Source organism: Rhodoferax sp. TH121 (assembly GCF_002251855.1).
GTDB lineage: Bacteria > Pseudomonadota > Gammaproteobacteria > Burkholderiales > Burkholderiaceae_C > Allorhodoferax.
This window is the reverse complement of the sequence record NZ_NOXW01000021.1, coordinates 208,427-229,983: the sequence shown is the minus strand read 5'-3', so window position 1 is coordinate 229,983 and position 21,557 is coordinate 208,427. Positions and strand designations below refer to the sequence as shown.

At 59.0% G+C, this 21,557-nt stretch carries 24 protein-coding genes; 9 read left to right on the top strand and 15 right to left on the bottom strand.

Going from position 1 to position 21,557, the window contains the following annotated elements:
* Nucleotides 1-28: 28 nt before the first annotated feature.
* Entirely contained in the window at nucleotides 29-1,921 is a 1,893-nt protein-coding gene (locus tag CHU94_RS11110; protein WP_094479804.1) for a DEAD/DEAH box helicase, read from the bottom strand.
* Between the two features lie 230 nt (nucleotides 1,922-2,151).
* Nucleotides 2,152-2,733, bottom strand: a complete 582-nt coding sequence (gene orn, locus CHU94_RS11105; RefSeq protein ID WP_094479802.1) for an oligoribonuclease — start codon at nucleotides 2,731-2,733, stop codon at nucleotides 2,152-2,154.
* A gap of 36 nt (nucleotides 2,734-2,769) precedes the next feature.
* On the opposite strand from orn, the gene CHU94_RS11100 reads away from it, so the two are divergent.
* From CHU94_RS11100 to rsgA, 3 genes are read left to right on the top strand one after another with little or no spacing between them, the layout of a single operon-like run.
* Entirely contained in the window at nucleotides 2,770-4,062 is a 1,293-nt protein-coding gene (locus CHU94_RS11100; RefSeq protein WP_094479800.1) for a M48 family metallopeptidase, read from the top strand.
* Between the two features lies 1 nt (nucleotide 4,063).
* Nucleotides 4,064-4,414 carry a 4a-hydroxytetrahydrobiopterin dehydratase gene (locus CHU94_RS11095; RefSeq protein WP_094479798.1) on the top strand — a complete coding sequence of 117 codons (351 nt, stop codon included), beginning with the start codon at nucleotides 4,064-4,066 and terminating at the stop codon, nucleotides 4,412-4,414.
* Nucleotides 4,411-5,340 carry a ribosome small subunit-dependent GTPase A gene (gene rsgA / locus CHU94_RS11090; protein ID WP_255033926.1) on the top strand — a complete coding sequence of 310 codons (930 nt, stop codon included), beginning with the start codon at nucleotides 4,411-4,413 and terminating at the stop codon, nucleotides 5,338-5,340. Before CHU94_RS11095 ends, rsgA begins: the two co-directional genes overlap by 4 nt.
* Nucleotides 5,341-5,368: 28 nt before the next feature.
* On the opposite strand, the gene CHU94_RS11085 is transcribed toward rsgA, so the two are convergent.
* The 6 genes from CHU94_RS11085 to rpsP form a co-directional block, all read right to left on the bottom strand.
* A complete protein-coding gene (locus CHU94_RS11085; RefSeq protein ID WP_094479794.1) occupies nucleotides 5,369-6,289 on the bottom strand; it encodes a cobalamin biosynthesis protein in 921 nt (306 codons plus the stop codon).
* Between the two features lie 13 nt (nucleotides 6,290-6,302).
* Nucleotides 6,303-6,965 (bottom strand): CoA pyrophosphatase, encoded by a 663-nt coding sequence (locus tag CHU94_RS11080; RefSeq protein ID WP_255033925.1) that lies wholly within the window; start codon nucleotides 6,963-6,965, stop codon nucleotides 6,303-6,305.
* Nucleotides 6,966-7,078: 113 nt separating this feature from the next.
* Entirely contained in the window at nucleotides 7,079-7,450 is a 372-nt protein-coding gene (gene rplS, locus CHU94_RS11075) for a 50S ribosomal protein L19 (protein ID WP_094479790.1), read from the bottom strand.
* Nucleotides 7,451-7,563: 113 nt separating this feature from the next.
* Nucleotides 7,564-8,310 (bottom strand): tRNA (guanosine(37)-N1)-methyltransferase TrmD, encoded by a 747-nt coding sequence (gene trmD, locus CHU94_RS11070; RefSeq protein WP_094479788.1) that lies wholly within the window; start codon nucleotides 8,308-8,310, stop codon nucleotides 7,564-7,566.
* A gap of 11 nt (nucleotides 8,311-8,321) precedes the next feature.
* Nucleotides 8,322-8,885 (bottom strand): ribosome maturation factor RimM, encoded by a 564-nt coding sequence (gene rimM, locus CHU94_RS11065; protein WP_094479786.1) that lies wholly within the window; start codon nucleotides 8,883-8,885, stop codon nucleotides 8,322-8,324.
* Nucleotides 8,886-8,937: 52 nt separating this feature from the next.
* Nucleotides 8,938-9,189 carry a 30S ribosomal protein S16 gene (gene rpsP / locus CHU94_RS11060; RefSeq protein WP_094479784.1) on the bottom strand — a complete coding sequence of 84 codons (252 nt, stop codon included), beginning with the start codon at nucleotides 9,187-9,189 and terminating at the stop codon, nucleotides 8,938-8,940.
* A 118-nt stretch (nucleotides 9,190-9,307) separates the two neighbouring features.
* On the opposite strand from rpsP, the gene CHU94_RS11055 reads away from it, so the two are divergent.
* Both CHU94_RS11055 and CHU94_RS11050 read left to right on the top strand, forming a co-directional pair.
* The gene (locus CHU94_RS11055) at nucleotides 9,308-9,841 is read left to right on the top strand and encodes a GNAT family N-acetyltransferase (protein WP_094479782.1); all 534 of its coding nucleotides are present in this window, start codon (nucleotides 9,308-9,310) and stop codon (nucleotides 9,839-9,841) included.
* The gene (locus tag CHU94_RS11050) at nucleotides 9,838-10,311 is read left to right on the top strand and encodes a hypothetical protein (protein WP_094479780.1); all 474 of its coding nucleotides are present in this window, start codon (nucleotides 9,838-9,840) and stop codon (nucleotides 10,309-10,311) included. Before CHU94_RS11055 ends, CHU94_RS11050 begins: the two co-directional genes overlap by 4 nt.
* Here CHU94_RS11050 and CHU94_RS11045 read toward each other — a convergent pair.
* The 7 genes from CHU94_RS11045 to CHU94_RS11015 form a co-directional block, all read right to left on the bottom strand.
* A complete protein-coding gene (locus tag CHU94_RS11045; protein WP_094479778.1) occupies nucleotides 10,292-11,302 on the bottom strand; it encodes an inorganic phosphate transporter in 1,011 nt (336 codons plus the stop codon). The genes CHU94_RS11050 and CHU94_RS11045 overlap by 20 nt on opposite strands.
* A gap of 19 nt (nucleotides 11,303-11,321) precedes the next feature.
* On the bottom strand, nucleotides 11,322-11,969 hold the full coding sequence (locus tag CHU94_RS11040; protein ID WP_094479776.1) for a DUF47 domain-containing protein: 648 nt from the start codon (nucleotides 11,967-11,969) through the stop codon (nucleotides 11,322-11,324).
* A 93-nt stretch (nucleotides 11,970-12,062) separates the two neighbouring features.
* Nucleotides 12,063-12,431, bottom strand: coding sequence for a DMT family protein (locus tag CHU94_RS11035; RefSeq protein ID WP_094481018.1), 369 nt, complete (start codon nucleotides 12,429-12,431; stop codon nucleotides 12,063-12,065).
* A 78-nt stretch (nucleotides 12,432-12,509) separates the two neighbouring features.
* Nucleotides 12,510-15,101: a bifunctional aconitate hydratase 2/2-methylisocitrate dehydratase gene (gene acnB / locus CHU94_RS11030; RefSeq protein ID WP_094481016.1), complete on the bottom strand. Its 2,592-nt coding sequence runs from the start codon at nucleotides 15,099-15,101 to the stop codon at nucleotides 12,510-12,512.
* Between the two features lie 65 nt (nucleotides 15,102-15,166).
* Nucleotides 15,167-15,748, bottom strand: a complete 582-nt coding sequence (locus tag CHU94_RS11025; protein WP_094481014.1) for a hypothetical protein — start codon at nucleotides 15,746-15,748, stop codon at nucleotides 15,167-15,169.
* 14 nt (nucleotides 15,749-15,762) lie between these two features.
* Complete coding sequence (locus CHU94_RS11020; RefSeq protein ID WP_094479774.1) at nucleotides 15,763-16,812, bottom strand: CoA ester lyase; 1,050 nt, start codon at nucleotides 16,810-16,812, stop codon at nucleotides 15,763-15,765.
* A gap of 7 nt (nucleotides 16,813-16,819) precedes the next feature.
* Nucleotides 16,820-17,809: a malate dehydrogenase gene (locus CHU94_RS11015; protein ID WP_094479772.1), complete on the bottom strand. Its 990-nt coding sequence runs from the start codon at nucleotides 17,807-17,809 to the stop codon at nucleotides 16,820-16,822.
* Between the two features lie 186 nt (nucleotides 17,810-17,995).
* Here CHU94_RS11015 and CHU94_RS11010 point away from each other — a divergent pair, with 186 nt between their 5' ends.
* The 4 genes from CHU94_RS11010 to sdhA all read left to right on the top strand — a co-directional run bounded on the left by CHU94_RS11010 (nucleotide 17,996) and on the right by sdhA (nucleotide 21,557).
* Entirely contained in the window at nucleotides 17,996-18,802 is an 807-nt protein-coding gene (locus tag CHU94_RS11010) for a GntR family transcriptional regulator (RefSeq protein ID WP_094481012.1), read from the top strand.
* A gap of 105 nt (nucleotides 18,803-18,907) precedes the next feature.
* Nucleotides 18,908-19,351 carry a succinate dehydrogenase, cytochrome b556 subunit gene (gene sdhC / locus CHU94_RS11005; RefSeq protein WP_094479770.1) on the top strand — a complete coding sequence of 148 codons (444 nt, stop codon included), beginning with the start codon at nucleotides 18,908-18,910 and terminating at the stop codon, nucleotides 19,349-19,351.
* Nucleotides 19,352-19,373: 22 nt separating this feature from the next.
* Nucleotides 19,374-19,739: a succinate dehydrogenase, hydrophobic membrane anchor protein gene (sdhD, locus tag CHU94_RS11000; RefSeq protein ID WP_094479768.1), complete on the top strand. Its 366-nt coding sequence runs from the start codon at nucleotides 19,374-19,376 to the stop codon at nucleotides 19,737-19,739.
* A 27-nt stretch (nucleotides 19,740-19,766) separates the two neighbouring features.
* Nucleotides 19,767-21,557, top strand: a complete 1,791-nt coding sequence (sdhA, locus tag CHU94_RS10995; protein WP_094479766.1) for a succinate dehydrogenase flavoprotein subunit — start codon at nucleotides 19,767-19,769, stop codon at nucleotides 21,555-21,557.

The window sequence follows — 21,557 nt, the reverse complement described above, 5'->3', positions numbered from 1 at the left end:
GCCTTTTTGCTGGACGATCCGGGATGGATCAGTCGGTGTTGCGAGCAGGACGCTTCTTGGCATCGCGTGGCACGAACACTTTGCCACCGTTGCCGGGTTTGGCAAAGCCGGTGGGCTTGCCGAAAGCTGGCTTGCGGGCGCCAAAGTCACCACGCGGGGCACCGAAGTCACCGCGCGGTGCGCCGAAATCACCACGGGGAGCATGGAAATCACCACGCGGCTGGAAGTCGCCACGCGGAGGACGTGCGTCGCCACGGGGGGCACCTTGGCCCGCAAAGCGGTCGTTGAAACCGCCCTTGCGCTCGTAGCTGAAGCCTTCGCGGGCAGCAGGGCTGAAGTCACGTGCGTTGTCACCGAAACCACGGCCACCGCCCTCAGGGCGTCCACCGAAGCCACGGTTGCCACCACCAAAACCACCCTCGCGCGGACCACCGAACTTGCGATCGCGTGGCTGGAAGTCACCACGGCCACGGCCGCCAAAGCTGGGGCGCGACTCGGGGGCGCGTTGTTGGGGTTCCAAACCAGGAATGACTTCCGGCTTGATCGGCTGGCGGCTATAGGCCTCGATGTCGAAAATCTTGCGGCGGTCGCGCATTTCGGCAAAGGTGATAGCCAAGCCATCACGACCAGCACGGCCGGTACGGCCAATGCGGTGGGTGTAGTCCTCGGCTTTCATGGGCAAGCCAAAGTTGAACACGTGGGTGATGGTTGGCACATCAATCCCGCGGGCGGCCACATCGGTCGCCACCAGGAATTGCACCTGGCCTTGGCGCAGCGCCATCAGGCGGCGGTTGCGCAGGCCTTGGCTCAGTGCGCCGTGCAGGGCCACGGCATCAAAGCCGTCTTGCTGCAAGTCATTGGCCAAACCATCGCATTCGACTTGGGTGCTGGCAAAAATGATGGCTTGGTTGATGTTGGTGTCGCGCAGCCAGTGGTCCAGCAGCTTGCGCTTGTGCTGGGCGTTGTCTGCCCAATGCAGCACTTGCTTGATGTTGGCGTGTTTTTCTTGCGGACTGTCGATGGTCACGCGCTGGGGTTCACGCATCACGCGGGCAGCCAGTTGTTGGATGCGCGGCGCAAACGTGGCGCTGAACATCATGGTTTGCTTGCGGGCAATGGTCAACTGGTTGATTTCAGCCAAGTCATCGGAGAAACCCAGGTCCAGCATGCGATCCGCTTCGTCCACAACCAGGAATTGCACTTGGTCCAGCTTGATTTGCATGGAGCGTTGCAGATCCAGCAAACGGCCAGGGGTGGCCACCACCAGGTTGGCGTTTTGCAGCTTGGCGATTTGCAACTGGTAGGGCATGCCGCCCACGATATTGGCCACGCGCAGACCACGGCAGTGTTGCACCAGGTCAATCGCGTCATGCGCCACTTGCTGGGCCAGTTCGCGGGTAGGGCAAACAATCAGGGCGCCAGGGGACGGTGCCTTGAAGTTACGGGCATTGGTCGGGTCTTTGCGCTTGGGGCGCTTGGGGGCGGGCTCGCCCTTTGCCAAAGCTTCGGCGGTCAGGCGCTCAAATTCAGCACGCTCATCGGCTTCGGCTTGGGCGATCTGGGATAGCAGGGTATGCAACACAGGCAGCAAGAAGGCCGCCGTTTTGCCCGAGCCAGTTTGGCTGGACACCATCAGGTCGATGAACTTGCTGGCTTGGTCTTTGGTGGCCGCAGAGCCCATGGCCAAAGGAATGGCCTTGCTTTGCACAACGGTTGGTTGGGTGTAGCCCAGATCTTTACAAGCTTGCACCAGTGCGGGATTCAGGCCGAGTTCAACGAAGCCATTGGGAGCTTCAACAGTTTCTACCGCGTCAGCAGCGTCCAGCTCGGCGGTTTCGCCAGTGGTTTCCACGGTGTTTGCAGGCACGGAAAGGTTTTCGGCAGGCGCAAACTCGCCTGTCACTTCAAAAGCGTCAGTCATATTTTTCTCACACGCGAGCGCCGCAAGGTGTGCGGCTGCTCCGTCAATGGTTAAAAAACATCAACCATCAAACGGAACCTGCTCTGCCCCGCCGTAGGGGAATCAGTGCTGGGGGCGTATACCGCTTGAAAAAGCGAGCCCGGTGAATGAAGGGAGATGTACAAAATCCGCTGGCCGCCAACTGCGTTACCAGCGAAGCCTGCGATTATGGCATGGATTCGGGTTTCTACCTAATCCAGTTTCAAAAAGTGGGTGCGGTAGTGCGCCAGCTCATCGACCGACTCGTGCACATCGGCCAGCGCCGTGTGCTTTTGCTGCTTCTTGAATGACTCGGCCACACCGGGCTTCCAGCGCTTGGCCAGCTCCTTGAGGGTGCTCACATCCAGGTTGCGGTAATGGAAGAAAGCCTCCAGCTTGGGCATGTACTTCACCAAAAAGCGGCGGTCCTGGCCAATGCTGTTGCCACACATGGGCGAGCCGTTGGCAGGCACGTACTGGCTCAGGAAAGCGATCAGCGCGGCTTCGGCCTCGGCCTCGGTCGTGGTGGAGGCCTTGACCTTGTCAATCAAGCCGCTCTTGCCGTGGGTGCCCTTGTTCCAAGCGTCCATTTTGTCCAGTTGCGCATCGCTTTGGTGGATCACAAACACCGGTCCCTCCACGCGGTTACCCAGGTTCGGGTCGGTCACGATGACCGCGATCTCGATAATGCGGTCCACCTCGGGCTCCAGACCCGTCATTTCGCAGTCCAGCCAGACCAGGTTTTTGTCAGATTTCGCCAAGACGGCAGTTGTGGGGATGTTGGTTTCAGCCATGCCGCCATTGTCGCCGATGGCCTAAACTCTCGCGCCATGACTGACACTTCTCCCGTGACGAACTATTCCGTGCTGATGACCGCTGCATTCGCCCTCGCTTTGGTGGCCAGTGTCATGCTCAAATTTTGGCTGGCCACCCGCCAGATGCGCCATGTGGCGCAGCACCGCGCTACCGTACCCACGGCCTTTCAGGCACAGATCAGTCTGGAGGCCCACCACAAAGCTGCCGACTACACCATCGCCCAAGGGCGCCTGGGTTTGCTGGAGCTGGCTTTCGGCACAGCCGTGGTGCTGGGCTGGACCCTGTTGGGTGGTCTGTCCTGGCTGGACCAGGCGCTGCAGCAATGGATGGAACCAGGCGTGCCGCAGCAAGTTGCCTTGCTGGCCGTATTCATGGTGATCGGCTCGGTGCTTGACCTGCCCTTCACGCTGTACCGCACCTTTGTGCTGGAACAGCGCTTTGGCTTCAACAAGACCACACCCAAGCTCTGGCTGCAAGATTTGATCAAGTCCACCCTGGTGGGCGCCGTCATCGGCCTGCCGATTGCGGCCCTGGTGGTCTGGATGATGGGTGCTACCGGCGCCTACTGGTGGGTCTGGACCTGGGGCGTGTGGATGGGCTTTAACCTGCTCATGCTGCTGGTGTACCCCACCTGGATTGCGCCGCTGTTCAACCAGTTCAAGCCGCTGGACGATGCAGCACTCAAAGACCGCGTGAGCGCCCTGATGGCGCGCTGCGGCTTCACCTCCAAAGGCTTTTATGTGATGGACGGCAGCAAGCGCAGCGCACATGCCAATGCCTACTTCACTGGCTTTGGCGCCTCCAAGCGGGTGGTGTTTTACGACACCCTGCTGGCCCAGCTAAGCCCGGCCGAGGTGGACGCGGTGCTGGCGCACGAGCTGGGGCATTTCAAGCACAAGCACATCGTCAAGCGCATGGTCTCGCTGTTTGGCCTGAGCCTGCTCGGCTTTGCGCTGCTGGGCTGGGTGAGCCAGCAAGTGTGGTTCTACACGGGTCTGGGCGTGGTGCCCAGCATGACAGGCGCCAACGACGCGCTGGCCCTGCTGCTATTCATGATGGTGCTGCCCTTGTTGGGCAGTTTTGTCGGCCCGGTGTTTGCCCAGCTATCGCGCAAACACGAGTTCGAGGCCGACGCCTACGCTGTCGCCCACACCAGCGGCGCCGACCTGTCGTCCGCCCTGCTCAAGCTTTACAAGGACAACGCGTCCACACTCACGCCAGACCCGGTGTACGTGAAGTTTTACTACTCGCACCCGCCAGCCTCCGAGCGCCTGGGCCGCATGCGTACTGCTGCAGCAGGAACCTGACATGACACAAAATTTAGAGCAAAAAGTGCATCTAGCCCGCGTTCGTACTGCGCTAACAGCTACACAAATCATAGCAAGCCTGGCCAAAGTGGAGGGCTGGAAACTGCATGGTGATGGCGCTGATGTGGCCATCGAAAAGACCTACTGCTTCGACAACTTCTTGAAGACCATGGCGTTTGTGAACGCCGTCGCTTTTATCGCAGAACAGCAAGATCACCACCCGGAAATGTTGGTGGGCTACGGCAGCTGCTCTGTGCGCTTCAACACGCACGATGTACAGGGCGTGTCGCGCTCTGATTTTGAATGCGCCGCTCTGGTCGACGCACTGCTCACTGCCCAGGCCCCGCTTTGACCGCGCACGCACTGGAACCCGGAATTGTCGTCGCCGGGCACGGCCGACACGTGTGGGTGGAAACGCCCGATGGCCGCCGCCTGATCTGCCACCCGCGTGGCAAAAAGAGCCAAACCGTAGTGGGTGACCAAGTGCTCTGGCAGGCCACGCAGGATGAAGGCACGATCGAGAAGGTACTTCCCCGTCGCAACCTGTTTTACCGGCAGGACGAAATCCGTACCAAGTCGTTTGCGGCTAACCTGGACCAGGTGCTGATCCTGATCGCGGCCGAACCCGAGTTTTCCGAGAGCCAACTCTGCCGCGCGCTGATTGCCGCCGAGGCCGAGAAAATCCGCCCCATCATCGCGCTCAACAAAAGTGATTTGGTCGAGCCCTTTGGGCGCGCCTGGGAGCGCATGGGCGTCTACCGCGAGATGGGCTACCAGGTGGTTCCGCTCGCACTCAAGCCCAAAGCCGACGACATCAGTGCCACGGAACTCGACGCACTGATGCCCCTGATGCAAGGCAAAACCACGCTGGTGCTGGGACCGTCCGGTTCGGGCAAAAGCACCCTGATTAACCGGCTGATTCCCAACGCGCAGGTGTTGACCAATGAGATTTCCACCGCGCTGAACTCCGGCAAGCACACGACCACCAGCACCAACCTGTACTGGGTGGATGCAGCCAGAACCACAGCCGTAATCGACTCACCGGGATTTCAGGAATTTGGCCTTAACCACATTGAGCCCATGCACTTGGCCAGCCTGATGCCCGACATCAAGACCCACGCGCAGGAATGCAAGTTCTACAACTGCAGCCACCTGCACGAGCCAGGCTGTGGCGTAATCAACAAGGTCAAAGAGGGCGCCGTCCCCCATGGAATCAGCGCGAACCGCTACAAAATTTATAACGACTTGTTCGCAGAACTGTCACAGACCCGCTACTGACGTTGCAATTTTCTGCTGGGCCGCTTCTTCAGCCAATCAAGCGGGCCAATGAAAGCAGCGCCAGGAAAACCATCCACATGACCACGGTGCGCCAGACCAGGCCCACCACGGCGCGCAAATGGGCGAGCTCTGGTACCAAGCCACTGGCAGCAGGGTCGTTCTCCCCAAGGCGCACATTTACGGCACCAGCCGTTGCAGCCAACACCACGCCATCATTGTCCAGCGGATGCACGGCCTCATGGCGGCGCCAGCTGTCCACCGCCTCTTCAAAGCTGCCGACAAAAGCAAAACTCAACGCAGTCACGCGTGCAGGCAACCAATCAATCAAGGCCCACGCCCGCTGCGCCTGGCTTCTCACCGCATCGCTCACAGGCGCGGCCTCAGGGCGCGGCGTGCGCTTGGCAAACACTGCCACATACTCACTCACCCGGTAAAACACGGCGCCTGCAGGCCCCAGGCCCACAGCAGTCAACAAGGAGTACCAAGCAAACACGCCAAACACATGGCGGTGGGCACTGAGCACGGAGTGCTCAATCACATGGCGCACCATCTCACTGCGTGGCAAGGCGCTGGTGTCGATGCGCATCCACTGCGCCAATGCCTCGCGGGCCGCAGCTTCGTCACCTGCATGCAAGGCATCACGCACCAAGGTGAAATGGTGGCTGAACTGGCGAAAGCCCAAGGTGGCGTACAGGATGGCCACATTCCATACCACGGCCAAGGCCCAACCGAGCTGCCAGACCAGCAGCCAATGCACTGCCAGCACCGCCAACGACGGGCCCAGCACCGCCAATGACCATGCCAGCCAGCCATGCTGGGGTTTGCCAGCGTCGAAGTTGCGCATGACCCAACGCACCCAATTCCGCACCACGTTGTGCACCGGATTGATCTGCGGCAATGGCTTGGCCTGCTCCAACAGCAGGGCGAACAGAATGGCGATGAAACTCATGCGGTAATCATAATCAGTGCGCTTGCAGGAATCGGTACAGATTACGCAGCATGCCTGCTGTCGCGCCCCAAATAAAGTGCTCCATCTGCCCGTCGTGGTACGGCATGGACAACCATTCACGCACCCGCCCCTCCCATGGCACTTGATGACGCCGGTGGTTGGCCGGGTTCATGAGGAATGGCAAGGGCACTTCAAACACTTGAGCCACTTCGTGCGGATTGGCCTCAATCACCATCGCCTCATTGACCAGCGCTACCACAGGGGTCACCACAAACGCACTGCCCGTGGTGTAAGTTGGCATGGTTCCCAATACCTCAACATGCCGGGACTCCAATCCGATCTCTTCCTGCGCCTCGCGCAGCGCAGTGGCCACGGCATCAGTATCCTCTGGGTCCACTTTGCCACCGGGGAAAGCGACCTGCCCCGAATGGCTGGACAGGTGACTGGTTCGGTGCGTTAAAAGGACCGTCAGGGTCTCGCGCATCACCAAGGGCACGAGTACCGAAGCCGGCGACGGTGCGCGGCTTGAAAAGGATGGCTCGGTGCGCAGCTCAGGTGACCAGTCTGGAGGTTCGGCAAAACGACGGCGTAGGGCACTGGCCTGCAAGGCCGCCAAAGGCACCACAGGCAAATGCGCATCACGCCCGGCCACCGGAACTGTACGCGGATCAAACAAGGGCGGATTGCTCACTCGGTGCCACTCCAAAACAAGACTTCAAGCAGAGCCATGAAAAAAGCCGCCACAGGCAGATGCTGAGGCGGCTTTTGCGGGAAGAACTGCGCGTTGGATTACGCAGCAGTTTTCTTCGCTGGCAGCTTTTCCTTGATACGGGCCGACTTGCCGCTGCGGTCACGCAAGTAGTACAGCTTGGCACGACGCACATCACCACGGCGCTTGACTTCGATGCTGGCGATCAGGGGGCTGTAAGTTTGGAAAGTACGTTCCACACCTTCGCCACTGGAGATCTTGCGCACGATGAAGCCGCTGTTCAGGCCGCGATTGCGCTTGGCAATCACCACGCCTTCGTAAGCCTGTACACGTTTACGGTTGCCTTCAACCACATTCACACTCACAACCACAGTGTCACCGGGAGCGAATTCTGGGATGGTTTTACCCAGGCGAGCAATTTCTTCTTGCTCAAGAGTTTGGATCAGATTCATGATTTCCTTCGTGATCTTGCAAGCGCCGGCACCGGAATTGGTACCAACCAGCGTCTTCCCATGAAGCGTGGCCTGGCCGAGCAGAGGATCGGTTAGCCTTATATTATAGCAGGCTAGTCTTTTCCGGCCAAAACCTGCTCATCACGTTTACCCAGCCTACCCTGCGAGCGCGCGGTATCCAACAAGTCAGGACGATGTTGCGCAGTCAGCAAGAGACGCTGCTCACGCCGCCATCGCTCAATTTGCTCGTGGTGGCCGGACATCAGCACAGCGGGCACCGATTGCCCATTCCAGGCCTCCGGCCGTGTGTAGTGCGGGCAGTCCAGCAATCCATCCAAGGCCGGATTGAAACTATCCTGGTGATGGCTATCAGCATCCATCAGCACACCAGGCTGCAAACGCGCAATGGTATCCAGCATGACCATTGCAGCGAGCTCCCCCCCCGAGAGCACAAAGTCACCCAAGCTGATTTGCCCATCCACATACTGGTCGATAAAACGCTGGTCGATACCTTCGTAACGGCCACACACGAGAATCGCGCCCTCACTAGTCGACCAACGCGCCACTGCGCTGTGATCCAGGGGCTGACCAATAGGAGAAAACAAGAGCACCGGTGCCTGATCTTGGCGGCTGGCGCGTATGGCCTGCACAGCCTTTTCCAGGGGATCGGCCATCATCACCATGCCAGGACCGCCACCGAATGGGCGATCGTCTACCCGCCGGTAGTTTCCAGCGGCAAAGTCGCGGGGGTTCGTAAGCTGTACGTGCACCTGCCCAGTCTCATAGGCGCGGCGCGTAATGCCGACTTTGAGAAAAGGCTCAAACAGTTCAGGAAACAGCGTGATAACGTCAAAACGCATGCACACGCCAATTAGTAGTCAGCAAGCCAGTCCACACGGATGTTCTTGGCCGCAAGATCCACGGAATCCACATATGCAGAAACAAAGGGAATCATGCGCTCCTGTGTCTTGCCATCCTGCGCATACTCCAACACCAAGACGGTTTGGGGGCCAGTGGACAGAAGCTCGCGTACTGTGCCCAGCATTTCGTCCTGGCGATTGATCACGCTCAGACCGATGAGATCAACCCAATAGTACTCGTCAGTCCCAGCGGCAGGAAAGTTGGCACGAGAAACAAAAATGCGTGCGCCTCGCAAGGCTTCAGCAGCATTGCGGTCTGAAACGCCTTCGGCGCTGGCGACAACAGAGTCTGAATGTTCTTTGGCCTCCTTGACAGACAAGGCAGCCGTTCCGACGAAGGTTTTTGCACCTTTTTCAGTCGGCAAAAGAAACCAGCGTTTGGAAGAAAGTAGCGCTTCGGGGTCGGCGCTGTAGGGCAAGACTTTGAACCAGCCCTTGATGCCCCAAGCATCCGAGATACGGCCTACTTCGATGGCGTCAGCCGGCAATTCAGCAACGTCAAGACCGGGCAACATGGTATGCACAACCGCTGGAGCCCGTGGACAGACCACGCGCCCCAGCTTCACCTTAAGCGGCTTTTTTGGCTGCTTGATTGATCAGGCGTTCCACGGTGGGAGACGCTTGGGCGCCCACGCCTTGCCAGTAGGTCAGGCGATCCTGCGCAATACGGATGCTTTCTTCGTTGGCCGTAGCGATGGGGTTGTAGAACCCGATGCGCTCAATGAAACGGCCGTCACGACGGGCGCGCTTGTCAGCAACAACAATATTGAAAAATGGGCGAGCTTTTGCACCGCCACGGGCGAGTCGAATGACGACCATGATTTATCCTTTGGGTGACTGGAGTAATTCAGCCATTTAATTCAAAGTTGAGACACGCAACTGACCACCCGGCCAGTGACACTCTGAATAGCCCGACATTATAACGTTTTCCATCTTCATGACAAAAATCCGCCCCAGCACCGATGCCGACGTCAGCGCCATCACGGCCATTTATGCCTACCATGTGCTCCATGGCACGGGAACTTTCGAGATCACGCCCCCCACCGAGGCCGATATGGCAAGCCGACGCTCGGATGTGCTGGCCAAAGGACTGCCCTACCTGGTATTGGAAGACGACACCGGTGTCCTTGGTTTTGCCTACTGCAACTGGTTCAAACCCCGTCCCGCCTACCGTTTCTCAGCCGAAGACTCGATTTACCTAGCTCCTGCTGCGGCAGGCCGCGGCTTGGGCCGCTTGTTGCTGCAAGAGTTGATGGCTCAGGCGGAACGTGCGGGGGTGCGCAAACTGATTGCGGTAATTGGTGATTCCGCCAACCAAGGGTCCATCGGTGTGCACCGCAGCTGTGGCTTTGAGCAAGTGGGTGTGCTGACAGCATGCGGCTGGAAGTTTGAACGCTGGCTGGATGTCGTGCTCATGGAGCGCTTCATAGGCGCGGGCAACAACACGCCAGCTGCAGATATCCGCGCATGAAACATAAAACCATTGCAGTTTGGCTGACCTTGCTGCTGGGCTCGTTGGGACTTCACCGCCGTTACCTGCTGGGGCGATTTGACGCAGTGGCGCGGCTGCTCCCCATTCCTACCTTGTTGGGTTGTTATGGGGTCTGGAGGGCACGCACCTTCGGCGTCGATGACCAATGGAGTTGGGTGCTGATGCCCATGCTCGGCTTCACGCTGGCGGGCTGCGCACTGACCGCAATCGTCTATGGGTTGATGTCTGAGCAACAGTGGAACAGGAAATTCAATCCCTTGTCCGCCGAAGATGGCGCAGAAGGGCGTAGCAACTGGCTCACCGTTATTGGTTTAGGTCTCGCCTTGATGCTGGGCACCACAGTGTTGATGGCTAGCCTGGCGTTCAGCATCCAGCGCTACTTTGAGTACCAAATGGAACAGGCAAGCAGCCTATCCCAATTCGGCCCCCTTAAAAAATCTGCAGGCTGACCCAGTAAGCGATGGCCGCAACAAAGGCTGCCGCAGGAATCGTCAGCACCCAAGCCCACACGATGTTGCCTGCCACGCCCCAGCGCACTGCGCTGGCGCGTTGGGTGGACCCCACGCCAACAATGGCGCCGGTGATGGTATGGGTCGTCGACACTGGAATGCCCAAGGCCGTCGCCAAAAACAAGGTCATGGCACCACCGGTCTCAGCACAAAACCCTCCCACAGGTTTGAGCTTGGTGATTTTCTGGCCCATGGTCTTCACGATGCGCCAGCCGCCAAACATGGTGCCAGCGCCAATAGCCGCATAACAGGACACGATGGTCCACGTGGGCGGAGCACTGTCTGAAGCCGCCACGTACCCTGTGGCAATCAACATCATCCAAATGATGCCAATCGTCTTTTGCGCATCGTTACCACCGTGGCCCAGGCTGTAGGCGCCTGCAGACACCAGCTGCAAACGGCGAAACCATTTGTCCACCCGGGAGGGACGCGACCTGCGGAACACCCAAGCCACAATGACCATCATCACCGAGCCCAGGGTGAAACCCAGCAACGGCGACACGAATATGAAGGCAACCGTTTTCATGATGCCACTGGAAATCAGTGCTCCTGCACCGGCCTTCGCAATCACGGCACCGACAATACCGCCAATCAAGGCGTGCGAAGAGCTGCTGGGAATGCCGTAGTACCAGGTAATCACGTTCCAGGTAATCGCACCCACCAGTGCGCCAAACACCACGTGGGTATCCACCACGCCCGGCTGCACAATGCCTTTGCCCACGGTGGCCGCCACACTGAGGTGGAACACAAAGATGGCAATAAAGTTGAAGAAGGCAGCAAACAACACGGCCTGCCCCGGCTTGAGCACGCCTGTGGAGACGACCGTAGCAATCGAGTTAGCTGCGTCGTGAAATCCGTTCATGAAGTCAAATAGCAGCGCCAGCGCCACCAGCAACACCACCACCCACAGGGCAACCTGTACGTTTTCCATAATGGTTCCTGTCGCGAAATCAGGAGTTTTCGAGGATGATGCCCTCGATCACATTGGCCACGTCTTCGCACTTGTCGGTGATGGTCTCCAGCAATTCATAAATCGCCTTGAGCTTGATGACTTCGCGCACATCTGGCTCTTCACGGAACAATTTGCTCATGGCGGTGCGCATGACACGGTCCGCATCGGATTCCAAACGGTCAATTTCTTCACAGGTCTTCAACGCGGCTTCAGCCGTGCTCTGGTCCGCGATGTGGCCCAGCAACTTGACAGCATCCCGCAAGCGCTCGCAGCACTTCACGCTCAGGTCCGTCAGACGGGTAATCTCTTCCGTCATGTGGCGCACGTCGTACAGCGCCATGGTCTCTGCCGAATCTTGGATCAAGTCGGCCACATCATCCATGGTGTTGATCAGGGAGTGGATCTGCTCGCGATCAATCGGAGTGATAAAGGTGATGTGAATCGCTTTGTTGCACTCGTGGGTAACACGGTCGGCAGCGCGCTCAGCATCGTCAACCTCTTGGTTGTATTTGGCACGCAAGTCCAAATCGTTGTAATTGGCGACCAATTTCGAAAATGCCTGCGCCGCTTCGACGATGCGGTCCGCATGCTGGTTGAACATCTCAAAAAAATTGCCTTCACGGGGCAACAACTTTCCAAACAGCATGGCTGGCTCCTAACGAATGAATATGTCGGTTTTGTGACTAAATCTGGGCTGCGCGGAGTGTAACCGCCCGTAACCCGACGGTATCTGACGCCTTCATGGCGTCCGAAAAATAAAGTACACCGCCCCTACCATGCACAAACCCGCCCATACGAAATCCATTTTGAATGGCTGCTTGAGGTACAGCATGGCAAACGGCAAGAACACCAGCAAGGTAATAACCTCCTGCATGATCTTGAGCTGGGCTACCGAAAACCCGGCCTGCTGAAAGCCGATTCGGTTGGCGGGAACCTGCAGCGCGTACTCAAACAAGGCAATGCCCCAACTCACCAGCGCAGCGGTGTACCAAGGCGCTGTCGCCAAGCTTTTCAAATGCCCATACCAGGCGAACGTCATAAAAACATTGCTGACAACCAACAACAAGATGGTCTGCCACGAGAGAGGGATGGAGGAAAGAAAACTCATGGGTACCATTATCCCGTGCGCCATAAAAAAAGCCCCGCAGCATCCGCTGCGGGGCTTGCATCGTGCGGATGACGACGTTTACGCTTTGACCGTCGCAGCGGACTCGGTGTAGTCCTCGATCTTGTCAAAGTTGAGGTACTGGTACACCTTGTCGCTGGCCGCTGTTAGCACCCCCATATCGGCCAGGTACTCGGCCTTGGTGGGGATGCGGCCCAACTTAGAGCAGATGGCAGCCAGTTCGGCGGAACCCAAGTACACATTGCTGTTTTTGCCCAAGCGGTTGGGGAAGTTGCGGGTGGAAGTGGAGAACACGGTCGCGCCCTCTTTGACCTGAGCCTGGTTGCCCATGCACAGACTACAGCCCGGCATTTCCATGCGCGCACCAGCACCGCCCAAGACACCATAATGGCCTTCGTCGCTGAGTTGCTTGGCGTCCATCTTGGTGGGCGGCGCAATCCACAGTTTGACCGGGATGTCGCGTTTGCCTTCCATGAGTTTGGAGGCGGCACGGAAGTGACCGATGTTGGTCATGCAAGAGCCGATGAACACTTCGTCGATCTTGGCACCGGCCACGTCGGACAAGGTCTTCACATCGTCCGGGTCGTTCGGGCAGGCCACGATAGGCTCATGGATATCGGCCAGGTCGATTTCGATGACAGCGGCGTAGTCCGCATCCGCATCGCCCTTGAGCAACTGGGGATCCTTGAGCCAGGCTTCCTGTGCCGCAATGCGGCGGGCCAGGGTACGGGCATCGGAGTAGCCATTGGCAATCATCCACTTCATCATGGTGATGTTGCTGTTGACGTACTCGATGATGGGTTCCTTGTTCAGGTGAACGGTGCAGCCAGCCGCTGAACGCTCGGCGGACGCATCGGACAGCTCAAACGCCTGCTCCACCTTCAGGTCAGGCAGACCTTCTATTTCAAGGATGCGACCAGAGAAGATGTTCTTCTTACCTTTCTTCTCAACGGTCAGCAGGCCTGCCTTGATGGCATACAGCGGGATCGCGTTGACCAGGTCGCGCAGGGTCACGCCGTCTTGCATCTTGCCTTTGAAGCGCACCAACACGGATTCAGGCATGTCCAGCGGCATCACGCCGGTGGCTGCAGCAAACGCCACCAATCCAGAGCCAGCTGGGAAGCTGATACCGATGGGGAAACGGGTGTGGCTGTCGCCGCCGGTACCCACGGTGTCCGGCAACAAGAGACGGTTCAGCCAAGAATGGATCACACCGTCACCGGGGCGCAGAGAGATACCGCCACGGGTGCTGATGAAGTCAGGCAACTCGTGGTGCATCTTCACGTCCACGGGCTTGGGGTAAGCGGCCGTGTGGCAGAAGGATTGCATCACCAAGTCGGCGCTGAAACCCAGGCAGGCCAAATCTTTCAGCTCGTCGCGGGTCATGGGGCCGGTGGTGTCTTGCGAGCCGACGGAGGTCATCTTGGGTTCGCAGTAGGTACCGGGACGCACGCCTTGGCCTTCTGGCAGACCGCAAGCGCGGCCAACCATCTTCTGTGCCAAGCTGAAGCCCTTTTTGGTGTCCACGGGGTTCTGTGGCAGGCGGAACAGGGTAGAAGGCTTGAGGCCCAGCGCTTCACGCGCCTTGGCGGTCAGGCCGCGACCAATGATCAGGGGAATGCGGCCACCGGCACGCACCTCGTCAAACAGCACTTCACTCTTGACGGTGAACTCGGCGATCACCTTGCCATCCTTCAGTGCCTTGCCTTCATAGGGACGCAGTTCCACCACATCGCCCATGTTCATCTGGTCCACGTTCAGCTCAATCGGCAAGGAGCCTGCGTCTTCCATGGTGTTGTAGAAGATGGGGGCAATCTTGGTGCCCAGGCAGATGCCGCCAAATTTCTTGTTGGGGATGAAGGGGATATCTTCACCCGTAAACCACAGCACCGAGTTGGTGGCTGATTTGCGGCTGGAGCCGGTACCCACCACATCGCCCACGTAGGCCACAGGCAGGCCGCGAGCGACCAGATCCTGGATGAACTTGATGGGGCCGCGCTTGCCGTCCTCTTCAGGTACAAAAGCCGCGCCTTCGCGCTTGTTCTTCAGCATCGCCAGGGCGTGCATTGGAATGTCAGGGCGGGTGGTCGCGTCGGGCGCCGGCGACAGGTCGTCGGTGTTGGTTTCGCCTGGCACCTTGAAGACGGTGAAGGTGATGCTTTGGGGTACTTCGGGGCGGCTGGTGAACCACTCGGCATCGGCCCAGCTTTGCAGCACAGCTTTGGCAAAGGTATTGCCCTTGTCTGCCTTTTCCTTGACGTCGTGGAACTGGTCGAACATCAACAGGGTTTTCTTCAACCCCGCAGCAGCTTCCGCCGCTACGGTGGCATCGTCCAGCAGGTCAACCAGAGGGCTGATGTTGTAGCCGCCCAGCATGGTGCCCAGCAGCTCGGTGGCGCGGGCGCGGGAGATCAGGGCGCATTTCTCGGTGCCATGGGCCACGGCGGCCAGGTAGCTGGCCTTGACCTTGGCCGCATCATCCACACCGGCGGGCACGCGGTGGGTGATTAAATCCACCAAAAAAGCCTCTTCACCGGCGGGTGGGTTCTTCAGCAGCTCAATCACTTCGCCTGTCTGTTTGGCAGACAGAGGCAGCGGGGGGATGCCCAGCGCGGCGCGTTCGGCCACATGGTCACGGTAGGTTTTCAACATCATCATCTCCTTCAGTAACAACAAAATACCTCGCAAACCCTTATGGAATATGCGTACGCAGCTATCTAATTCGTAGCAGTTTTCACCGCATCAGGCGGAACCTTGGCAGGCTCGGTAGCGGTTGCCGGGGCTGACGGCAAGGGCTCCAGCAAATGAGGTGCCGGTGAGCGTGCCATTGCGTCCGCCACTGTCACCTGTTCGGCATTCATGCAGGCATCTGCGAGCCTACGCCCCTGCTTTTGATCCATCAGCATGGATTTGTTGGCAAGCTGCAGCCACACGGCTCCACTGGCAGCATCCTCCAAGCGGATGGCCCCTGTGCTGGTCAATACCGGCACCATGTGGAATTTTTGCCGCCCATGCTCCAGCACAAAACGCCCTTGGGCCGTTTCGTGCGCAGACACGGACACATGTGCACCCAACTCGCAAGGTACTTTGCCCAACACCACACGCTGGGCCACCGCCAGATGGTCGGCCGACAGTGGCACATGTGATTCCGCGGGCTGCACCGCCGCGACCGCCGGGAGCTGGCGAGCAGATTTGGCTTTCGCCGAAGGCTTGCTGCGCGCAGCTGCGGGATCGGCAGCATGGGCCGCTACACAACAAATGCCTGCAAGCATCAGACCCGATACCAGTAATTTCAGCATGCGCAACTCCTGCATCAATGTACAAGTGGTGAAAAATAGGGCTGCGCAACGGACGGAAGCGCACGCCCTGTCTGGTGGGCCCGCTCCAGCACTTGCCAAAAATAGCGGTAGCTGGCCCGGTCGTGCAGCTTGCCATCCACAGAAATCGGGGCCCATTCAGCACGTTCAGCGGCCTGCACAATATGCGCGGCCAGTGCGATCTCGTCCTCATCCGGGGCCATGGCCTCCACGATGGTACGAATCTGGTCCGGGTGGATGCTCCACATGCGCGTGTAGCCCAGCGCCCGCGAGGCGGTGCGTGCCGCACGCCGCAGGGCTGCCTTGTCCTTGAACTCGGTCACCACACAGTGCGATGGCACTTTGCCGTAGGCGTGGCAGGCGCTGGCAATGTCCAGCTTGGCCCGAAGCACCAGCGGGTGGTGGAACTGGTCCAGCGTACTGGCATCGTCAGCAGAGCGAACGCCCATCGCCGTGGATGGAATAGCTCCACCGTGGCTGGACACAAAATCCATCAGACCGAAGCTGATGGACTGCACCCGCGGGTGGGCTGCAATCTCAAACGCCCGGTGCACGGCAGCCGGGGACTCGATCAGTACATGCAAAGGCAACAATGCCGCGCCTGGAGCCATAGCCGCGTCCATGGCTGCAACAGCACGCTCCACATCCCGCAAGGACTCCACCTTCGGCACCATGAGGTAGCTCAAGGCAGCACCAGCCGAGCCCACGACAGTGCGCACATCGGCTGAAAACTGAACGTGATCCACGGCATGCACACGCACACCGATGCGTCGGGACAAGCCTTTTGCTATCAAATTAGGAGCTTCTTGCGAAGCAATGGCAAGGGCTGCAACCATAATTGCATGGTCTTCCTCACCACCAACCGGTGCACCATCCTCGCAGTCCAGGGTCACGTCAAAAACGCAGGCCCCGAACTCCTCGGTCAACTCGGCCTGCAGTTGCAGGCTTTTGACCATCCGCGCTTCGACGCCGCTGTAGTGGTCGCAAACAGGCAGTAAACCCGCTGCACCCTGCGCGCCAAGAAGGACCGTACGCGGATGGCTCACTGCCGTGTTATTTCAGCAGATGGGCAACGCCAGCCTGCTCTTCTTGCAGCTCTTTCAGCGTCACATTGATGCGCTCTTGGCTGAACGCATCCACTTCCAGGCCTTCTACCAGCTTGTACTCGCCGCCTTCGCAGGTCACAGCAAAGCCGAACATCACGTCCTTGGGAATGCCATATTGGCCGTCAGAGGGAATACCCATGGTGACCCACTTGCCGTTGGTGCCCAGGGCCCAGTCGCGCATGTGGTCGATGGCAGCGTTGGCAGCCGACGCTGCGGAGGACACGCCACGTGCGGCGATGATGGCGGCGCCGCGCTTGCCCACGGTGGGCAGGAATGTGTCCTTGTTCCAGACTTCATCGTTGATCATGGCCTTGACGCTTGCACCATTGATGGTGGCGAAGCGGTAGTCGGCGTACATGGTGGGCGAGTGGTTGCCCCACACGGCCATTTTTTCGATATCAGCCACGGCCTTGCCGGTCTTGGCGGCGATCTGGCTCAGGGCACGGTTATGGTCCAGACGCAGCATGGCGGTGAAGTTCTTGCGTGGCAGGTCCGGCGCGCTCTTCATGGCAATGTAGGCGTTGGTGTTCGCAGGATTGCCCACCACCAGCACCTTCACATTGCGGCTGGCCACGGCATTCAGGGCCTTGCCTTGGGCAGTGAAGATCTCAGCGTTGACGGCCAGCAGTTCGGCACGCTCCATGCCGGGACCGCGGGGACGCGAACCGATCAGCAGCGCGTAGTCCACATCCTTGAATGCAGCCATGGGATCGCTGTGCGCTTCGATGCCCACCAACAGGGGGAAGGCGCAGTCTTGCAACTCCATGATCACGCCTTGCAGGGCTTGCTGGGCTTTTTCTACCGGCACCTCCAACAGGCTCAGGATGACGGGCTGGTCCTTGCCCAGCATTTCGCCAGAGGCGATGCGGAACAAAATGGCGTATCCGATTTGGCCTGCTGCGCCGGTAACGGCAACGCGGACGGGTTTCTTGCTCATGGTAAAACTCCAGGAAGTGTTGGAAAAACGGCGTGAGACCAGCGCATTTCGCAATCGGTATTGCGCTGCAGAATGCGCGGGAGTTTACCCCCGATTTCTGCATTGCGTCAATTTGTCTTATGTCTTATATAAGATATGATTGGACATCATTTCGAGACTGACTCGCAGCTGACGCTTACCCTCATCATGGCCGCCCTCCCCCCCTCTCAAAGCGACAACGCGCCCTCCGCGGACGCCGCAGCGGGCGCGGCTGGCACCAGCGCAATCACCCCAGCCTTCAGCCCTTTGTACCAGCAGATCAAGGTGCTGATGTTGCAGAGCCTGCAAAGCGGCGAATGGAAGCCCAGCGCAGCGATTCCGAGCGAACTGGAGCTAGCTGCGCGCTTCAAGGTTAGCCAAGGCACGGTGCGCAAGGCGATTGACGAATTGGCTGCCGAAAACTTGCTGGTCCGCCGCCAGGGCAAGGGCACCTTTGTAGCCACCCATGCCGAGCACCATGTGCAGTACCGCTTTCTGAAGCTGTTTCCCGACAACGGGGACCCCAATAGTGAAGGCCCTGCCCAGCGCAAGATCATTGATTGCAAACGCCTTCGCGCCTCGGCCGAGGTCGCACGTGCACTCGCCCTGCGTCCCGCCGATGCCGTGCTGCAGGTGCGGCGCGTACTGTCGTTTGCTGGGGTGCCCACCATTTTGGAGGACCTTTGGCTGCCGGGCACGCCTTTCAAAGGGCTGACGGCAGAGCGTCTGGCGGGTTACGACGGGCCGATGTACGCCCTGTTTGAAACCGAATTTGGCGTGCGCATGGTGCGCGCCGAAGAAAAAATCCGCGCCGTGTTGCCAGACGCGGAGCAATGCAAGCTGCTGCACATAACGGCACAGACGCCGCTGCTCAGCGTGGAGCGCACAGCTTATACCTACAACGACACCCCCATGGAGATGCGCCGCGGCCTGTACCTGACCGACACACACTACTATCGAAATGCGCTAAATTGATCCCCAGCGCCGCGCAAGACCAGTGTCAGATTGGTGCGGTGCAATAGAATTTTGGCTGGCTGCGCCAAAATTACAAACCAGTTACCACCACAAGAAAGCCCATCCATGACTGAGCTCGCCTCCGCAAGCAAACGCCCTCGGCCCGAATTCCGCAACATCAACGCCCTGTCGGATCTACCCACCTACCGTCTGCCCCCCGCAGGCTGGGTGTCTATCCTGCACCGCATCAGCGGCGCCATCATGTTCATCCTGATGCCCTTCATTATCTGGATGTTCGACACCTCCGTATCCTCGGAAATCTCATTTGCAAAGTTCACCAGCGTGTTCAACGCAGGCGTGGGCGTTGTGCCCGGTTGGCTCTTCAAGTTGGTGGCACTGGCGATCATCTGGGCCTACTTGCATCACTTCATCGCGGGTCTGCGCCACCTCTGGATGGATATCAACCACGCAGTGAGCAAAGAGTTTGGCCGTTCTTCTGCCATCGTGACACTGAGCCTGGGTTCGCTGCTCACGCTGGCCCTGGCCGCCAAACTGTTTGGCCTCTACTAAACAACAAAAAGGAAATCAGAAAATGGCAGTGAATTACGGTTCCAAGCGTGTCGTCGTTGGCGCGCACTATGGTCTGCGGGACTGGTTGGCGCAGCGCGTCACCGCAGTATTGATGGCTTTGTTCACCGTGTTGTTGCTGGCACAGGTGCTGTTCACAGCAGGCCCCATTGGGTACGACAAATGGGCAGGCATTTTCTCCTCCCAGTGGATGAAGGTTTTGACCTTCTCGGTCATCGTAGCCATGCTCTACCACGTGTGGGTGGGCGTACGTGACATCTGGATGGACTACATCAAACCCGTATCCATCCGCCTGTCCCTGCAGGTGTTTTCCATTGTGTGGCTTGTCGGTTGCGCCGGCTGGGCCATTCAGGTCCTGTGGCGTCTCTGATCCCCTTTCCTAACAGGCAATCCATTCATGTCTTACTCCGTATCCAAACGCAAATTTGACGTTGTCATCGTCGGCGCCGGTGGCTCCGGCATGCGCGCGTCCCTCCAGCTGGCCCGCGCTGGCCTGAACGTCGCCGTTCTGTCCAAAGTGTTCCCCACCCGTTCGCACACGGTCGCTGCACAAGGCGGCATCGGCGCCTCGTTGGGCAACATGAACGACGACAACTGGCACTACCACTTCTACGACACCGTCAAGGGCTCCGACTGGCTCGGCGACCAGGACGCTATCGAGTTCATGTGCCGTGAAGCTCCCAAGGTCGTGTACGACCTGGAGCACATGGGCATGCCGTTTGACCGCAACCCTGACGGCACGATTTACCAGCGTCCGTTTGGTGGCCACACGGCCAACTACGGTGAAAAGGCCGTGGAACGCGCCTGCGCTGCGGCCGACCGTACCGGTCACGCCATGTTGCACACGCTGTACCAACAAAACGTGGCCGCCAAGACCAGCTTCTTCGTGGAGTGGATGGCACTGGACCTGATCCGCGACGCCGAAGGCGACGTAGTGGGCGTGACCGCACTGGAAATGGAAACCGGCGACATCCACATTCTGGAAGCCAAGACCACCCTGCTGGCTACTGGTGGCGCGGGCCGCATCTTTGCGGCCTCCACCAATGCATTCATCAACACCGGCGACGGCTTGGGCATGGCAGCGCGTGCGGGCATCCCCTTGGAAGACATGGAGTTCTGGCAGTTCCACCCCACCGGCGTGGCCGGCGCTGGTGTGTTGCTGACCGAAGGTTGCCGCGGAGAAGGCGCCATTTTGCTGAACAGCAACGGCGAACGCTTCATGGAGCGCTATGCGCCTACCCTGAAAGACTTGGCTCCACGCGATTTCGTGTCCCGCTCCATGGACCAGGAAATCAAGGAAGGCCGTGGCTGCGGACCGAACAAAGACTACGTGCTCTTGAAGCTGGATCACCTGGGTGCAGAAACCATCCACAAGCGTCTGCCATCGGTGTACGAAATCGGCGTGAACTTCGCCAACGTGGATATCACCAAAGAGCCTATTCCCGTGGTACCCACCATCCACTACCAGATGGGTGGCATCCCCACCAACATCAATGGCCAAGTGGTTGTGCAAAACGGCGACGTGCACAACCAGGTTGTTAATGGCTTGTACGCCGTGGGTGAGTGCTCTTGCGTTTCGGTGCACGGAGCCAACCGACTCGGCACCAACTCGCTGCTGGACCTGCTGGTGTTCGGCCGTGCCGCCGGCAACCACATCGTCAACTACATCAAAGGCAGCAAAGAGCACAAACCACTGCCCAAGGACGCTGCAGACCGTACACTGGAACGTGTGTCCCGCCTTGACAATGCCACCAGCGGCGAATACGCCCAAGACGTGGCCAACGACATGCGCGCCTCCATGCAGAAACATGCTGGCGTGTTCCGCACCCAAAAAAGCATGGACGAAGGTGTGGTCAAGATCGCCGAGCTGCGCGAGCGCGTCAAGGCTCTCAACCTCAAGGACAAGTCCAAGGTTTTCAACACGGCACGCATCGAAGCACTGGAAGTCGAGAACCTGATCGAAGCCGCCCAAGCCACCATCGTGTCGGCTGCTGCTCGTCACGAAAGCCGCGGGGCCCATACCGTGGACGATTACGGCGACACCCCTGAGCACCCCAACGGCCGCAATGACCAAGACTGGCACAAACACACCCTGTGGTACAGCGAAGGCAACCGCCTGAGCTACAAGCCCGTGCAGATGAAGCCTTTGACTGTGGACTCCGTGCCGCTCAAGGTTCGTACGTTCTAA

Excerpts from the sequence above, each read along its gene's own strand:
- CHU94_RS11035 (WP_094481018.1), bottom strand. The coding sequence starts at position 12,431 with ATGAGTTTTCTTTCCTCCATCCCTCTCTCGTGGCAGACCATCTTGTTG.
- CHU94_RS11100 (WP_094479800.1), top strand. The coding sequence starts at position 2,770 with ATGACTGACACTTCTCCCGTGACGAACTATTCCGTGCTGATGACCGCT.
- sdhA (WP_094479766.1), top strand. The coding sequence starts at position 19,767 with ATGTCTTACTCCGTATCCAAACGCAAATTTGACGTTGTCATCGTCGGC.
- sdhC (WP_094479770.1), top strand. The coding sequence starts at position 18,908 with ATGACTGAGCTCGCCTCCGCAAGCAAACGCCCTCGGCCCGAATTCCGC.
- CHU94_RS11010 (WP_094481012.1), top strand. The coding sequence starts at position 17,996 with ATGGCCGCCCTCCCCCCCTCTCAAAGCGACAACGCGCCCTCCGCGGAC.
- CHU94_RS11025 (WP_094481014.1), bottom strand. The coding sequence starts at position 15,748 with ATGCTGAAATTACTGGTATCGGGTCTGATGCTTGCAGGCATTTGTTGT.
- CHU94_RS11085 (WP_094479794.1), bottom strand. The coding sequence starts at position 6,289 with ATGAGTTTCATCGCCATTCTGTTCGCCCTGCTGTTGGAGCAGGCCAAG.
- acnB (WP_094481016.1), bottom strand. The coding sequence starts at position 15,101 with ATGTTGAAAACCTACCGTGACCATGTGGCCGAACGCGCCGCGCTGGGC.
- rplS (WP_094479790.1), bottom strand. The coding sequence starts at position 7,450 with ATGAATCTGATCCAAACTCTTGAGCAAGAAGAAATTGCTCGCCTGGGT.
- CHU94_RS11055 (WP_094479782.1), top strand. The coding sequence starts at position 9,308 with ATGACAAAAATCCGCCCCAGCACCGATGCCGACGTCAGCGCCATCACG.
- sdhD (WP_094479768.1), top strand. The coding sequence starts at position 19,374 with ATGGCAGTGAATTACGGTTCCAAGCGTGTCGTCGTTGGCGCGCACTAT.
- CHU94_RS11050 (WP_094479780.1), top strand. The coding sequence starts at position 9,838 with ATGAAACATAAAACCATTGCAGTTTGGCTGACCTTGCTGCTGGGCTCG.
- trmD (WP_094479788.1), bottom strand. The coding sequence starts at position 8,310 with ATGCGTTTTGACGTTATCACGCTGTTTCCTGAACTGTTTGAGCCTTTT.
- CHU94_RS11015 (WP_094479772.1), bottom strand. The coding sequence starts at position 17,809 with ATGAGCAAGAAACCCGTCCGCGTTGCCGTTACCGGCGCAGCAGGCCAA.
- rimM (WP_094479786.1), bottom strand. The coding sequence starts at position 8,885 with ATGTTGCCCGGTCTTGACGTTGCTGAATTGCCGGCTGACGCCATCGAA.
- CHU94_RS11045 (WP_094479778.1), bottom strand. The coding sequence starts at position 11,302 with ATGGAAAACGTACAGGTTGCCCTGTGGGTGGTGGTGTTGCTGGTGGCG.
- CHU94_RS11040 (WP_094479776.1), bottom strand. The coding sequence starts at position 11,969 with ATGCTGTTTGGAAAGTTGTTGCCCCGTGAAGGCAATTTTTTTGAGATG.
- CHU94_RS11095 (WP_094479798.1), top strand. The coding sequence starts at position 4,064 with ATGACACAAAATTTAGAGCAAAAAGTGCATCTAGCCCGCGTTCGTACT.
- rpsP (WP_094479784.1), bottom strand. The coding sequence starts at position 9,189 with ATGGTCGTCATTCGACTCGCCCGTGGCGGTGCAAAAGCTCGCCCATTT.
- orn (WP_094479802.1), bottom strand. The coding sequence starts at position 2,733 with ATGGCTGAAACCAACATCCCCACAACTGCCGTCTTGGCGAAATCTGAC.
- CHU94_RS11110 (WP_094479804.1), bottom strand. The coding sequence starts at position 1,921 with ATGACTGACGCTTTTGAAGTGACAGGCGAGTTTGCGCCTGCCGAAAAC.